Source organism: Actinoallomurus iriomotensis, assembly GCF_030269445.1.
GTDB classification, from domain to species: Bacteria; Actinomycetota; Actinomycetes; order Streptosporangiales; family Streptosporangiaceae; genus Actinoallomurus; species Actinoallomurus iriomotensis.
On the sequence record NZ_BSTJ01000004.1, the window covers coordinates 566,779 to 580,815 of the forward strand.

9 protein-coding genes are annotated in these 14,037 nt (G+C 73.2%); 3 read left to right on the forward strand and 6 right to left on the reverse strand.

Features of this window, described 5'->3' with window-relative positions; genetic code table 11:
* The first annotated feature begins 3 nt into the window (after positions 1-3).
* Genes QSK37_RS19915 through QSK37_RS19925 form a run of 3 tightly spaced genes read left to right on the forward strand, consistent with a single transcriptional unit; the run spans position 4 to position 6,736 of the window.
* Positions 4-1,536 (forward strand): tetratricopeptide repeat protein, encoded by a 1,533-nt coding sequence (locus tag QSK37_RS19915; protein ID WP_285623130.1) that lies wholly within the window; start codon positions 4-6, stop codon positions 1,534-1,536.
* Complete coding sequence (locus QSK37_RS19920; RefSeq protein ID WP_285623133.1) at positions 1,533-3,221, forward strand: toll/interleukin-1 receptor domain-containing protein; 1,689 nt, start codon at positions 1,533-1,535, stop codon at positions 3,219-3,221. Before QSK37_RS19915 ends, QSK37_RS19920 begins: the two co-directional genes overlap by 4 nt.
* Positions 3,218-6,736: a hypothetical protein gene (locus QSK37_RS19925; protein WP_285623136.1), complete on the forward strand. Its 3,519-nt coding sequence runs from the start codon at positions 3,218-3,220 to the stop codon at positions 6,734-6,736. The genes QSK37_RS19920 and QSK37_RS19925 overlap by 4 nt, the downstream gene beginning before the upstream one ends.
* Before the next feature lie 8 nt (positions 6,737-6,744).
* On the opposite strand, the gene QSK37_RS19930 is transcribed toward QSK37_RS19925, so the two are convergent.
* From QSK37_RS19930 to QSK37_RS19955, 6 genes are all read right to left on the reverse strand, one after another.
* Complete coding sequence (locus QSK37_RS19930) at positions 6,745-7,101, reverse strand: hypothetical protein (RefSeq protein WP_285623139.1); 357 nt, start codon at positions 7,099-7,101, stop codon at positions 6,745-6,747.
* 1 nt (position 7,102) lies between these two features.
* Entirely contained in the window at positions 7,103-7,744 is a 642-nt protein-coding gene (locus tag QSK37_RS19935; protein WP_285623142.1) for a DUF6585 family protein, read from the reverse strand.
* A 227-nt stretch (positions 7,745-7,971) separates the two neighbouring features.
* The gene (locus QSK37_RS19940) at positions 7,972-8,667 is read right to left on the reverse strand and encodes an HAD family hydrolase (protein ID WP_285623145.1); all 696 of its coding nucleotides are present in this window, start codon (positions 8,665-8,667) and stop codon (positions 7,972-7,974) included.
* 650 nt (positions 8,668-9,317) lie between these two features.
* Complete coding sequence (locus QSK37_RS19945) at positions 9,318-10,592, reverse strand: lanthionine synthetase C family protein (RefSeq protein ID WP_285623148.1); 1,275 nt, start codon at positions 10,590-10,592, stop codon at positions 9,318-9,320.
* Between the two features lie 11 nt (positions 10,593-10,603).
* Positions 10,604-13,567, reverse strand: coding sequence for a lantibiotic dehydratase (locus tag QSK37_RS19950; protein ID WP_285623150.1), 2,964 nt, complete (start codon positions 13,565-13,567; stop codon positions 10,604-10,606).
* A 304-nt stretch (positions 13,568-13,871) separates the two neighbouring features.
* On the reverse strand, positions 13,872-13,997 hold the full coding sequence (locus tag QSK37_RS19955; RefSeq protein WP_285623152.1) for a hypothetical protein: 126 nt from the start codon (positions 13,995-13,997) through the stop codon (positions 13,872-13,874).
* Positions 13,998-14,037: the final 40 nt, after the last annotated feature.

Genomic DNA, 14,037 nt, shown 5'->3' on the forward strand with positions numbered 1-14,037 from the left:
ACCGTGGACGAACCACAGACACTGCGCACGCTGGGCTCCGCCCAGACGCTGCGCATGCCGGCCTTCGACGTGCCGGCGCGGGCGACGGCCGTCGACCTGACCGAGGAGCTGCAACGGGCCAGACGCGAGCTGCAGGGCGGGCGGCACGAGGAGCGGGTCCCGGTGCTGCGCGAGTTCGAGGACGGCGAGGTGCCACTCTCGCTGGAGTACGCCTCGTACGAGGACGGGCTGATCGAGGACGCCAAGGCCAACATCGCCGCGGGCAACCTCGAACTGGCGCTCGCTCAGCTCGACGAGGTGCTGGAACTGCTGCCCGGCCACTACGAGGCACGCTACCTGCGGTCGTACTGCCTGCTGTTCGGCGGCGACGAGATGGCGGCGCTCACCGAGCTGGAGTCGCTGCGCGCCGACCGGCCAGGGCCCGACCTGACCGCACGGGTGCTGGAGCTGCGCACCACCTTACGCGGCCGGCTCACCGACCGGCTGCTGGCCGACCCGGACGAGAAGGCGCTGGTCGAGTACCTGCGCCTGGTGCCCGAAGAGGGCGGCTGCTGGCTGGAGCTGACGGTCCAGCGGGCGTCGCGCGGCGACCTGCACGGTGCCGTGGCCACGGCGCGGGCGGGGGCCGGGGTCGCCGACGCGGAGGCGGACCGCCGCGCCCTCGACCGGCTCGTCCACCGGCTCCGGCTGCACCTGCTGCGGGCGCTGGCGCCGCGCTTCGTCGAGCCGCTGCACGCGGGCGCCTACGACACGGCGCTGGAGGAGCTGCGACGGCTCGGCCCGGAATGGAGCGACTTCGAGCCGGTCATCGACCTGGCCTCCTACATCCTGCGGATCGCGCGGGAGGGCCCCGGGCGGCCGGACCTGCCCCATGACCGCGCCGACGTGGTCTATGACCTGCTGGCCGGGTACGACCTCGGCCGGACCGGCGCCCTCCTGGACGAGGGACGCCCGGAGCAGGGCCTGGCCCTCATGCGGCGCACCGTCCGGCTGGTGCCCACCGACCCGTGCACCAACTTCGTGCTGGGCCTCTGCCTGCTGGTCACCGGTGGCGACCTGGACGAGATCGAGGCGGCCGCCCGCGTCGCCGGCACCGACGAACGGGTCACCGGTGCCGGCGATCTGCTGGACGCCGTCGCCCTGCGGCGCGTGGACCGGGAGGCGGTGGCCATCCACGACTTCGTCGGCGACATCAACGACTGCCCGTCCGCCCGGATCAAGCAGGCCCTGCAGCGCACGCGGACGTTGCGCACGCACGCCGAGGGGCTGTTGCGGACCATCGGCGAGCCGTTCCGCGACCAGCTGCGCTCGCTGGTGGGCGTCCTCGCCGTGAACGCCGTGCAGCTCGACGTGGTCCTGGTGTCGAACGAGCTGGCCCGCGTGCTGCGAGCCGGCTGGCACGCCGGCATAGGAATCGAGCTGGACCGGGTCATCCAACGATGTGCGGCCCTGCGCCGAACGACCCGCGACGCCGACACGACACGGATCATCCACCAGATCGAGCAGACGGCGCGGACGGCGAGGGGGCGTGTATGACCAAGAAGTGGGACGTGTTCCTCAGCTACGCCAGAGAGGAGAGCCTGACCGCGAACCGCCTGTACGACAAGCTGCTCGGCTGCAGCACGGCCGACGGCCGCCGCCCGGTCGTCTTCCTGGACACCTCGCGGGACGGCATCGCGCCCGGGGACAAGTGGACCAGCTCCCTGGCCGAGGCGCTCCAGGAGAGCCGCTGCTTCATCCCGCTCTACTCGCCGCTCTACTTCGAGGACTCCAAGCCGATCTGCAAATGGGAGCTGGACGAGGCCTTCGACCTCAGCATGACCTCCGGCCTGAAGATCATTCCCGTGCTCCTCGACCCCGCCTGCAAGGACCTCGTGCCGCACAAGCTCAACCGGGTCCAGTGGCAGGACACCAACGACCCCGACTGGTTCGACCGGATACGCGAGGCCCTGGGCCTCACCAGCGGCCGCCCGCCGGGCCTGCTGCGGTTCACCGGCGCCGTGATCACGCGGACCACCGTCAACCTGACCCTCCCGGAGGTCGTGGTCGAGGCCGAGGGCGACACTCCCGTGGAGATCGAGCTGTCGGCCAGGTCTCCCGCCGGCGAGGTGCCGTTCACCGGGACCGCGCGCCGTTCCCTGTACGGCCGCACGGCCACCTTCCCCGACCTGTCGTTCCCGGCTCCGTACGACCAGGTGCGGCTCATCGCCCGGGCGCCCGGCTGCGCGGAGGCCACGACCGGCTGGTTCAGCGTCGACCCGCCCGACCGTCCGCGGCGTGCCCTGACCGGCGGCGCGCACCCGGTGCTGGACGGCACGGGTCAGCCGTACTTCCTGGGCGGCCGCGCGGTCGCCCTGCTCGGCGCGACCGAGACCGTGGTGTACGACCTGACCGGGCAGGTCCTGGCCCGCTCTCCGGTGCCCGCGCGGATCAAGAACGTGGCGGTGGGCGAGGAGTCCTTCGCCGTGGCCGACTGGTCGGGCCTGGTCGTCCGCCTCGACACCGACGGCGGCGCCGTGACCGTGGACCTGCCGGGCGAGAGCACGCTGAACCCGCTGCGCGCGCCCGGCGCGCTGCTGTTCGACGGCGCCGAGCTGCTGGCCGGAATGTGGAACGGCGCCGTCCACCGGCTGCCGGCCGGATCCACCGAGCCGTCCCGGGTGGCGTTCTTCCCGGAGGGGGTGCAGACACTGGCCCGGCTCGACGGTCGGCTGCTGGTCGGCCGGCTCGACGGCACCGTCCAGTGCTTCGGCCCGGACGGCTGGGAACGCCGGCTCGAACCGGTGCTGCTGGGTTGCCGGGCCGTCCGCGGCCGGCTGCTGGCGGTGGGCGAGCGGCAGGTCCACCGGGTCGACCCGGTCACCGGTGACGTCGTAGAGCTGTCCCCGCCGATCGGAACCCACGTCGGTGCGCTGTTCACCGAGGAGGGAGTCGTCGTCATCGACGCCGACGGCCGTGGCGTGCTGATCGACCACGAGCTGTCGGTGCGCCGGGGTTTCCAGGGTCATCGCGGCGCCCGCCTGGTGGCCGGCGACCGCACCGGCCGAATCCTCATCCTGTCCTATCCGGAGGGCGCGCACGTGCTCATGGAGGACGGCCGGGTGGTCTACACCTGCGACACCGGGCCGCTCGGGATATCGCCGGACGCGTCGCTGATCGCCGAACCGGTCGGGGCGGGAGTCCGGATCGTCCCGCGCCGAGAGCTGGGTACGACGCCATGACGCAGAACGACCCCGTCGTGCTCCGCCACGTCGCGCTGAGACTGTGGGATCGGCGGGCGCGCGGCGAGTGGCTGGAGCCGCAGGAGTTCCACACCCTGGTGGAGGCCACGTTCCGGCTGGCCGTGCACCCGGACACGCCGCCGGAGGAGGCACTCGTCCTCCTGCGCCGCGCCCGCCGCCTCGACCCGGCCAACCCCAAGCACGGCTACCACCTGGGCCTGCTCCAGCTCCGGCACGGCCGGCTCACCGAGGCCGCCGAGGAGCTGCGCGAGGCGGGCGAACTCGCCCCGACCAGCCACCGGATCTGGGCGCACCTGGCGATCGTGCAGCGCCGCCTGGACGAGGCCCACGTCGGCACCGCCGGGTACGCCGGCGCCTTCCGTCGCCGCGCCGAGAGCATCAGCGGCGCGATCCGCGCCGGCGCCGACAACCCCGACCCCGGCCCCGACGGGCCGGACCCGAACCCCCACCTCGGCGTGACGGCCGTACGGCTGGACCGCGGCGGCGAGTGCCGCTGGAGCGGCGTGCGCGACCTGGACGTGGAGGAACGCCTGCTCGGCACGCCCAGCGAGCGCACCCGCGACTGGCTGCTGGCCGAACTCACGGAGCTGGCCCGGCTGGCGCCGCGCCGATCCGGCGGCACGGCGGCGTTCGCCGTCCTCGGCGTCCAGTGGCTGCTGCGCGGCTATCCGAAGGCGACGCTGCGCGGCCTCGCCGAGCCGCTGCGCGCGCCCGGCCCGGCCTTCCGGCTGCTGACCGACGTGCTCGACCTCTACGACCTGCCGCTCGCGGAGGTCCCCGCCCGGCTCGCCCGCCACGAACGGGAGGGGACCCTGCCGGGGTTCCTGCTCCTGCTGCTGCACCGGGCGCTGCTGCTCAGGCGGCCGCTGGAGTTCCCCGACCTTGACGCGCACCGGGCCGCCCGCGAGCTGCTGGCGGCGCCCGAGGAGCCCGATCCGGCGCAGGCCGCGCAGTGCGCGGCGGCGCTCATGGCGGCGGTACGGCGGCTCGACCCGGTACCCGCCGAACGGGTCGCCGACCCCGTGGTGGCTCAGCCGGACGACGACGCGGAGGGCCTGCTGCTGAAGCTGGAGGCCGACACGGCACTGTTCAAGAAGCACGACGCCGAGGCCCTGGACCTGGCCAAGGCGCTGCGGGCGTCCGCCAGGACCATCGACGCCGGCGGCCACGCCCGGCTGTCGGGCGACCTGGCCGTGATGGAGGAGACGACCCAGGCGCTGAAGTCGGTGGTCGCCGCTCGGCTGGCCGACTGGGACGCCGTGGGACGGGCCGAGCCCGGTGACCTGCCGCCCGAGGAGTTCCAGCGCCGTTACCAGGCCGTCAAGCGCGACCTGCAGAACACCATGCACGGCCGGACCAAGAAGCAGCTCAAGCCGGTGAAGGACGCCCTCGGCAAGGTGGCCGGTGGCGGCGCGCCGGAGCCGTCGGCCGCGACGCTGGGGCTGCGCGACGCCGTACGGTCGCTGCTCGACACCCCCGGTCCGCGGCGCGAGAGCGGGCCGGAGCCGCCCCGCCCGAAGGCCGAGCCCTCCGGCACCGGCCGGGAGCTGGTCGAGTCGGCGCTCGCCATCGCCGACACGGCCGTGGCCGAGGTGTTCGCGCAGGCCGAGGCGAGCCTCACGGACCTGCCGCCCGGCGGGGCGCTGGACCTGCTCCGCCGTGAGGTGTCCGGCCGGGCGGCCGAGACCGCCTACCGGCTGGGCCGCCCGGTGGCGGCCCGCCGGATCTGGAGCCGGATGCTGGCCGCCGACCCGTACGACCTCGCCGTGCTGCACAACCTGGCGATGGCGCAGACGGCCGCCGGAGACCTGCCGGCGGCGGCGGAGGGCTGGCAGGCGTACCTCCATGCGCTGTACGCGCTGGACGTGGCGGCCGGAGACCCGCGCGGCCACGCGGCGGAGCGGGCGGAGCTGCACGGCGTCCTGGCCGGGGCCTTCGGAACGGCGGCGCTGGCCGTGCCGCCGCCGGACCAGGACGAGCCGCGGGCCCGTGAGGTCATGGCCGTGCTGGCCGGCACCGCCCGGGTCGCCGCGTACGAGCGGCACCTGCGGCTGGAGCTGCTCAACCGGCGCGTCGCCGGGCACGGCGTGCGGCTACGGCTGGGCGTCTCCCCGGACGCGCCGCAGGAGGTACGGGAGGCGGCGCGGGACCGCGCGGTCGCCGACGCCCGCACCGCCTGCGCGCGTCTTCCCGGCCGGATCGCCGAGCCGTTCGCGCTGCTGTGCGAGCGGGTGCTGGCGGAGGACGCGCCGCCCGCCCGCTCGGCGGCCGCCAAGGCCGAGGAGGAGACGCACACCGACCTGGTGAAACGGCTGTTCCAGCAGAAGCGGCGGTTGCGCACCCTCCTCGTCGAGGACCGCACCTGGTGCCTGTCGGTCTACTCCGGCGACGTGATCGCCGGACTCGCCCGGATGGACACGCTGCCGCTCGACGCCGACGACGACGCGACGGTCGCGGCCGTACAGCGGATGGACAGCGGCACCGACCCGGTCACGCTCATCGGGGAGCTCAACCGGCTCGCCGACTTCGCCTGCAGGGTCGCGCTCAACCGGGTGTTCGACGAGGCCGAGGGCGACGACCCGCTGTTCCCCGAGCGGTTCCGGGGCACCGGCAGGTCCTGGGCGCGCAGGGCCGTCTCCTCGGAGTTCATGGGGTACCTCGACGATCCGGGCATAGCGCACCCACAACTCGTCCGGGACGCCGTGTCCATCGCCAACCGCTCCCGCGAAGAGCTCGACGAGGCGTCCCGCGAGGTCCTGGAACGGGCGATCGGTACGCTGGCCACCTGGTCGGACCGCCTGCGCGGCGCGTCCGGCCCGCCGATCCTGCGGGCCGAGCTCCTGAGCGTGCTGGGTCGTCACACCGAGGCGTACCGGGTCCTGGACGCGGCGGCCGAGGAGGCGTTCGCGCCCGGCGCCGGCGAACGCATCGAGGAGGCCCGGATCCACATCGACTTCGCCACCGACGACTTCGCGCGGGCCGTCTCGCGCGTACGCGGACTGCTGGCGGCGGGCGAGACCGACGATCGGAGGCGGCTGCTGGCCACCGCCTACCGGGGCTGGATCAACGTGGCTCCCCCGGGGCCGGACCCGGCGGACATCGCCCGGGACTTCGCCTCCTGGAGCGACCCGCAGTCCGTCCGTGACCGCCGCTTCCTGCTGGCCCGCGCCACCCTGGCCCGGCTGAAGAGCGCGTCAGGGGCCGCCGTGACGGCCGCCATGGAGCGGTTGCTGGCGGACGACCCCGGCAACCGGGTCGCCGAGTTCCAGCTCATCGGCAACGGCCTCGTCGCGCAGATCGAGGAGCTGCGGCTGCGCGAGCGGGAGAGCCTGGGACCCGAGCGACGCCGCCACTTCGAGGCCCGCCGCACGATCTCGGACCAGTGCCGGACGCGCTGCGAGGCCTACCTCGCCGAACCCGACGACCCCGACGACCCGCTGGCCGCCGACCGCCGTAAGGCGCTGACCGACCTGCTGGGCCGGCTCCGGCGCTGAGCGGCCGGTCAGGGTCCGGCCGTGCCTCGGCGCAGGGCCCGGCCGGTGTACACCACGAAGGCCGGGACGAGCGGCAGCCCGGCGAGGCCGAGCACGCTCCCGAGGATGATGAAGAACCAGCCGTGCTGGTGGACACCGTGCGCGTGGTGCTCGGCCATCTCCTCGTAGCCGAAGGTGCCGTGGCCGGTGACGCACTTGTCGCCCGGCGACATCTCATTGACGCCCGTCGCGTAGCCGCAGGTCACGTGGTCGAGGTCCGGGGTCGCGCCGAGGTCGTGCACGCCATGCGCGATCGAGAGGTACGTGAGGAGGGCCGTCACGGTCACCGCGACGGCGCTCGCGAGCGCCCGTGCCGCCGACTCCATGTCAGCGCCGCCAGGAGGCGTCGTCGGTCTCCCGGGTCAGGGTCAGGAACGCCCCGACGTTGGGCACGTCCGGGACGCCCGCCTTCGCCCAGTTGAGCCGTTTGCCGTGCCGGCGGACGCCGACCTTGCCCTCGTGTACGTTCACCTCTTCCAGCTCCGCCCACGGGAGCGATTTGCGGCCCCGTCCGATTCCCTCGGGCCGTACGGTGAACCAGCCGAACTCGACCGGTTCGCCGCCGGCGAGGGCCTCCCGGAACCGCGGAAGCTGGGCCTCGGTCACCAGCGGCCCGACGACCTCGGCGAACCGTTCGAGTCCGGAGGAGTTCCGCCGGGTCCCCACGCCGACCAGGTTGAACAGGCGGCCGTCCGTGTGCACCACGTCGAAGTCGTAGGTGGTACTGGTGTAGGAGCCGTTGGTGCGTTTCTCGGTCACCCGCTGGACGAACCGGGCGACGTCGGCCCACCGGACGGCGTCGGCCGTGTCCTTCTCGTGGTGGCCGTAGACACAGCCGTTCTCGTACACGTGGGCGACCGTGAACTTCCGCAGCACCCGATTGCCCCAGCCGCCCTCCAGCGCGAAGGGCTCGATGAGCCCGCCCAGGCCCGCCTCGTCGGCGGCCCGTTGGATCGATCCGGACGTCATGAATTCCCTCCGCGAGTTCCGAGCGGAGCTCACCCAATCGCCGATTGGTCACGGGACGGCAATGTTCGGGCCCGAGTACGCGAAATGGCGACCACGCATGCGCGCCGTGGCGACTCGTTCCTTAAGTGGCGAGCCCGTGTGCGTGGAATGGCGACTCGCGATCGGCGAACGCGGTGAAGCTTTCGCCGGCGCGCGCCGGTCGAGGCCATCCACGTCCTGCACGGCCTTCAACGAATGCGCTGATGCCAATCCGCCAGAAGCGGTGTCACGGCCCGTAGGTCCCCGCCGTCCACCGTCGTCGAGGCCCTGTCACGCGCCTGCTGGTCCGCGTTGAAGGCGACACTGAGGCCGACCTCGTCGAACAGCGGTAGGTCCGACCGGCTGTCGCCGATGGCGGCGCACTGGGACGGGCCGAAGCCGAGGTTCTTCGCGTAGCGGAGCGCGAAGTCGCGTTTATCGAACTCATCGAAGGTGGTCCGCACTCGGCCGGTGAAGGCCCCGTTGAGGATCTCCAGCTCAGGTCCGCAGTAGGCGGCGAACCCGAACCTCTTCCGGAGATGCTTCCCGATCGGCTGCCAGGCCAGGGTGGCCAGTACCGGCAGCAGACGATGAGCACGGCACCACTGGACCGTCTCCGCGATTCCGTCGACGAGCGGCAGTTGAGTCAGCCAGTCGTCGATCTCCCGTTCGGTGCGGTCCGCCCATGCGAGGGCGTCCACCGCCGCGATCTCGGGGTTGGTCAACTGACCGGCCGCGTAGGCTGCCTCGGCCTTGGCCATCTCCTCCTCCGTGCCCAGATATCGGGCTACGTGGACAGCGGAGCCGGGGGCCGGTACGAGGGTGCCGTCAATGTCGACGAAGACTACGCCGACCCATGCCGACGGGTCGGAAACAGCCTTCCATCCGTCACGGCTTTCCCTCACAACCCGCTCCTTTCTCGTCGGGCGGACGGCTCCGCCGGAGATACGGCGCCGAACGGTGCCCCAACGCTGCTCCCCGCCGCCTCACAATCCCATACCGTGTGAGCAGGGACCGGCCAAGGTGATCAAACTGGCGAGGACACCGGCCCGGTGGGGGCAGCAGTCGGATGAACGCCACCGGTGGGTTACGGGCATGACGGTTCCGGCACCGACCTGCCGGGCGTGAACGATCCCATCGGCGGGGCCGGGACGGGGAACGGGGCCGGCACGGACCTGGCGGGCAGCGGAGCCGCCGGCCACGCTGGGGCGACGCACGCGCTCAGCGGGCCGGCACGGCGGCGCACCGTTCTCGAACACGCCCGCTCACCGCGCGAGACCAGCCGCCCGCCGGAAGAGCTGCACCGTACCCGAACGCGTCCCCTCGCCGTGCGAGACCAGCCGCCCGCCGGAACGGCGGCACCCTGCCCGAACAGGTCCCCTCGCCGCACGAAACGACCCGCCCGCCGGAACGGCCGCACCGTACCCGAACACGCCCGCTCACCGCACGAAACGAGCCGCCTGCCCGAAACGGCGGGGCCGTGCTCGGACGCGTCCCGCTCGCCGCGCAGGACGACCCGAGCGCCGGGACGGCGACGCGTCGTACCCGCTCACCGTCAGTTCAGCAGCAGGGCCGTGTCCCAGCCGGTGTTCGCGGGTCCGTCGTTCGCGTAACCGTGGAGCGCGAGCGCGATGCCGGCCGCGCCCTCCAGGAAGCCCGCGCGGTCGGGTGCGACCGCCGCGCCGGCTCCCGCGGCGTACCGGAAGCCGAACGGGGCTTCGGGGTCGAAGCAGCCGACGACCCGGCGGGCGAGCCCGTCGACCGCATCGTGCAGGTCGTCGGCGCCGTCGTCGGCCGCCATCAGGCGCGTCATGTGCAGCATGCCCGCCCAGCCGTGGCACAGGCCGGCGTCGATCATGTCCCACTCGTCCCAGGGACGCGCGAGCGCGCGGCGCAGCACCGAGGCGGCCGTCTCCCGCCACGACGGGCGGTCCAGCGCGAGGCCGGCGAGCTGGAGCGCGCGGGCGATCCCGGGCGCGCCGTAGCACCAGCTGGGCCGGTCGGGCCGCGTCGATCCGTCCGGGCCGCGGAGCTGCCGGTGGAAGCCGACGACCGATGGCCACGAATCCTCGTGGAGCCACTCCAGCAGCCACGTGACGATCCGTTCGATCGCCGCCTCCTGGTCCGGCAGGCGCAGCCCGTCCCGGTGGGCGATGGCCAGCAGGGCCAGCGGACCCGCGACTCCGTGCGCCAGGCCGAGGTTGAAATGACCCTCTCCGTCGGGCCTGTTCCTCAGCGGAGCGTGGGGCACCCACCAGCCGGGCACGCGGGCGCCGTCGACCTCCACCGGCTCGGTGAGGGCGATGAGGTACCGCACCGCCGGCTCGGCGTGCCCGGTGCCGAGCAGCAGCCGGCCCAGGCCGGTGAGCCCCTGCACGACGTCGTACGCGGCGAAGGCGGTGCCGGGCCGGCCGGCGGTGATGCGGTCGATCTCCTCGCGGGCTCGTTCGTCCGCGGCGGCGCGGACCGCGGGTTCGGCGCGGCCGAGCAGGCTCGCGTAGTCGCCGGGTCGCTTCACCGCAGCGCGCGTGGCGAACACCACGGCGGGCAGGCCGGCGAACAGGCTTCCCTGCCCGGGCATCGCGGCCTTCGCCCCCCGGGCCAGGTACGCGTGCGCGCTCGATCGGTCGCCCAGTTCGGCGTGCAGCAGCGCGATTCCGAGACATCCTTCGTTCAGCGCGGCCGGATGCCAGGTCGGGGGCGTCCTGCCGTCCGGGAACCGGTCGACCGCGCCTTCGGTGATCCGCGCGACGGCGGCCGGGTCGGCCAGCCGCCGCGCCACCTCCGCGACGATCTCCGCCGCCTCCGTCCGCACGGTGCCGGTGGTCACTCCGCCCGGCCTCACTTCGCGTGCCTGTCTCTGTCCCGCAGGGCCTGGAGCGCGCCCCGCGCGATGGCGTACGAGGCGCCCTCCGCCTCCGGGGCCGCGCCGACGAGCCGGTTGTGGTGCATGTGCAACAGCGCGGGAAGCGGCGGCCGGCGGTCCAGCGAACGGATCACTTGTCCGTACGCCGCCACGGCGGGCCGGCGGCGCGCCCAGATCTCGGCCAGGCGAGGATCGACGTTCCGCCCGTCGATGACCTCGATCGCGGTCCGGCGCATCGCCTGGAAGGCGGCGTGGTGCTCGCCCTTCGGGTAGGCGTTCAGGTACCAGTCCCGCCAGTCCGGGTCGCCGAAGCCGCGTACCAGGTCCACGTAGTTCGCCGCCGCGAGCAGTTCGGGCCGCAGGGGAAGGCGCAGGCGGAGCTGCTCGATCACGGCCTCGCTGTCCGCCTGGAAGGCCCGCTCGGCCGCCTCCAGCGCCTCGGGCCCGCCGTAGCGTTCGACCTCGGGCTCATAGGTGTCCAGCATGGTCGTCCGGGCGAGCCCGGCCCGGCACAGCTCGTCCGCCCAGTCGTGCACCAGCGGCAGGACCTCGGCGTTCAGGCGGTCCGGGCTGCCGTGGAACCGGAGCCGCAGGTGCGGTTCGGGATCGAAGTACCGGATGAAGAACCACCGGTCCACCGACGGCGGCAACGCCGCCCGCAACGCCGGCAGCCGCTGGCCGATCAGGTCGGCATGCCGGTCGGCGGAGGCGTACAGCTTGACGAACAGCCACTCTCCGCCCGGCCGGTGCGCCGACGGGCGGCTCCGCACCGTCGCCGACGTACGGACGGGCGGCTCGGAGGGGCCCGTGCTCAACGTGACGACGACCTCGTTGGCGCGCCCGTTCGACCAGCCGGTGCCGAACCCCTCCCCGCCGGGCGACTCGACCAGCAGTGTGCTCGGGCGGCGGCTGAGCTCGTGGCGGAGGATCCGGCGGTGCAGCGGCGCGTCGAGGTCGAGCCCGATGCGGTGGTCGCCGTTCGTCATGAACACCTCGGTCGGCACGCGCCAGCGCTCGCGCCACGCGTCGAGGCGGCGTTGCCATTCCGCCTCGGTCAGCCCGGCGTCGATGAGGCCGACGGCCGGCCGCCAGGTGGCGGACGCCAGGATCGTACGGCCGTGCCGGACCCGGGGCAGGAACGGCAGCATCGCGTCGAGCTCTCCCCAGGTCCACGCGTTGCACGCCCGGTGACGGGCCTCGGTCACGTCGTAGAGGAACCGGGCGATCTCCGGGCCGACCCGGCTCACGACGAGCATGTGAACGGTCGTCGGAGCGATCTCGGTGTCACGGCTCAGCGAGTGCACGAACAGGCGCCCGTGCGCCGCGCCGACGACCAGATCGTCGAGGTCGATCACGGAGGGGTCGCCCGGGTCCGCGAACGTCCCGACCGGCAGGCTGTGGTCGGTCATCAGCGGCACCCGGGCCACGTTGGCGACCCGTGTCCAGTTCGCCTGGAAGGTGAGCTGCGGCCGGACGGTGCGGTCATCGTGCAGGATCCGGGCGGTCTGGTCGCGGAGACCTTCGAGGAGGTAGGCGAAGCGGCCGCTCAGCGCGCCCGCGCGGCGCGACAGCGGCATCGTGGCCAGGGCGAGGCGGAAGTCGCCGTTCTCCAGCGCGGTCACCGACTCGGCCAGGAGGTGGGCCCCGATCTCCAGCGTCGACGGCAGGCGTCCGTCGTCGGCGCCGGAGAGGCGGTCGATCATCTCCGCGTCGAGTTCGACCTCGTGCGCGCCGTCCAGCAGCGCGCGCTGGGCGAGCTCGCCGAAGACCCGCTCGCGGTACCGGTTCGGCTCCGGCCGGGCGACATCGCGGGTCGACGTGCGGTAACCGGCCGGAGTGCCGATCCCCTTCTCCGGGTCCAGCAGTTCCTTCACCGGCACCAGCAGGCCGGTTCCGTACCTGTCCACGAAGTCGTCGTAGTAGGCGCGCATGTGCGGGGCCGCACGGTCGGGCGGGGTGACGCGAGTCAGGACCGCGGCGACGGACTCCAGCTCCTCGGCCACCGCCCGGGGAAGGGTGACATCGGCGTCGAGCCTCACGTCGACGTGAGGGGCGTGCTGCTTGTCACCGAGCCGCCGGGTGGTGCGGAGGACCGCGTTCCACGCCTCCAGCCCCTCGGCCATCGGGGTGACCGCGTAGGCGTCCAGCGCGGCGGCCGCCTCCTCCAGCCCGGTCCGCTCCCCCGCGGGAAGGCGGTCCAGAACGTGCCGCACGGGGTCCGCGTCGTCGGGCGGCATCAGCTCGGTGAGCAGCAGGTACCGCTCGACGAGCTGCAACAAGAGCCGCTCCACGGCCTCCGGCGACCCCTGGGGGAACGCCGCGCGCAGGTGCTCGGTCAGCTCGGTGAATCGCACCGGGCGGCGCGCCCGCTCGATCACCGCCTCGACCACGGGCGTGCGCCGCACGGACACCTCGAGCGCGGGTCCGTCGTCGCCCACGGGCAGGTGCGGCAGGACGAGCCGGTCACCGCGGATGAAGCAGAGGTTGTTGCGGACCACGCGCAGCCGCCGTACGACCTCGGGCTTGCGTTCCCAGTCGCGCACCAGCGCGTGCAGCCAGCCGACGTCGGGCCGGGCGCTCTTCCGGTGGTCGCCGCCGAACTCCACCTTGGCCGCGTGGTCGAAGCGCGCCTCGGACACGCCGGCCATGACGCCGAAGGGCGTGGCACGGGTCGCCATGCGGAGCGCGTAGCGGGAGACCGAGATCACGGCACGCCGCAGCTTCTTGGGGTCGACCGGCCGCCCGGCCTCCAGCGCGTCGAGCGTGTGCGTCAGCGACGGGCTGGACACGGCGATCGCCTCCCGGACCAGCGGGTCGGCGATCATCGAGCGGAGGTAACCGGCCGGGTCGTCGCCATCGCTGCGGGTCCGCGCCGCCGAGTCCGCCGGCAGCACGCTCATCCGTACCAGCACGCGTTCGGCGGCCCTGAGTCTCGGCATATCTGTCATGCAACATCTCTCCGTGCCCGCTGATTGAACTCGGATATCTGACCAGATCCGTTAAGCGAATAGTCGCGATACCCGCCCCAGAAGGTACCAGCGCGATTAGGCGAAAAGGCGCGATTTCGCGACGTCAGCGATCGGTAAGCGAACCATGGCAGACTCTCCGCGCGCCGCCGAACCTGCGGCGTTCTTCATTACAGAAGGGATTACATATGCCCCCGGTCGCATCTCCGGATGTGGATGAGAGCATCTTCGACCTGGACATCGAATTGCTGATGGAATCGGACTCCGTCACGCCGATTCAGTCGTGCAGCGGCAGTGAGAACACCTGCGGCACGCAGGTGTCCTGGAGCGGTACCTGCACCGGGACGCAGGACTGCGGCACCTGCAGCCCCACGTACGGCGCCATGGCCCCCGGCATGTGCATTTGATCGATCCCGCTCGGCGAGCCGCCGCCCGACGAATCG

Excerpts from the sequence above, each read along its gene's own strand:
- QSK37_RS19930 (WP_285623139.1), bottom strand. The coding sequence starts at position 7,101 with ATGGAGTCGGCGGCACGGGCGCTCGCGAGCGCCGTCGCGGTGACCGTG.
- QSK37_RS19920 (WP_285623133.1), top strand. The coding sequence starts at position 1,533 with ATGACCAAGAAGTGGGACGTGTTCCTCAGCTACGCCAGAGAGGAGAGC.
- QSK37_RS19935 (WP_285623142.1), bottom strand. The coding sequence starts at position 7,744 with ATGACGTCCGGATCGATCCAACGGGCCGCCGACGAGGCGGGCCTGGGC.
- QSK37_RS19955 (WP_285623152.1), bottom strand. The coding sequence starts at position 13,997 with ATGCACATGCCGGGGGCCATGGCGCCGTACGTGGGGCTGCAGGTGCCG.
- QSK37_RS19925 (WP_285623136.1), top strand. The coding sequence starts at position 3,218 with ATGACGCAGAACGACCCCGTCGTGCTCCGCCACGTCGCGCTGAGACTG.
- QSK37_RS19950 (WP_285623150.1), bottom strand. The coding sequence starts at position 13,567 with ATGCCGAGACTCAGGGCCGCCGAACGCGTGCTGGTACGGATGAGCGTG.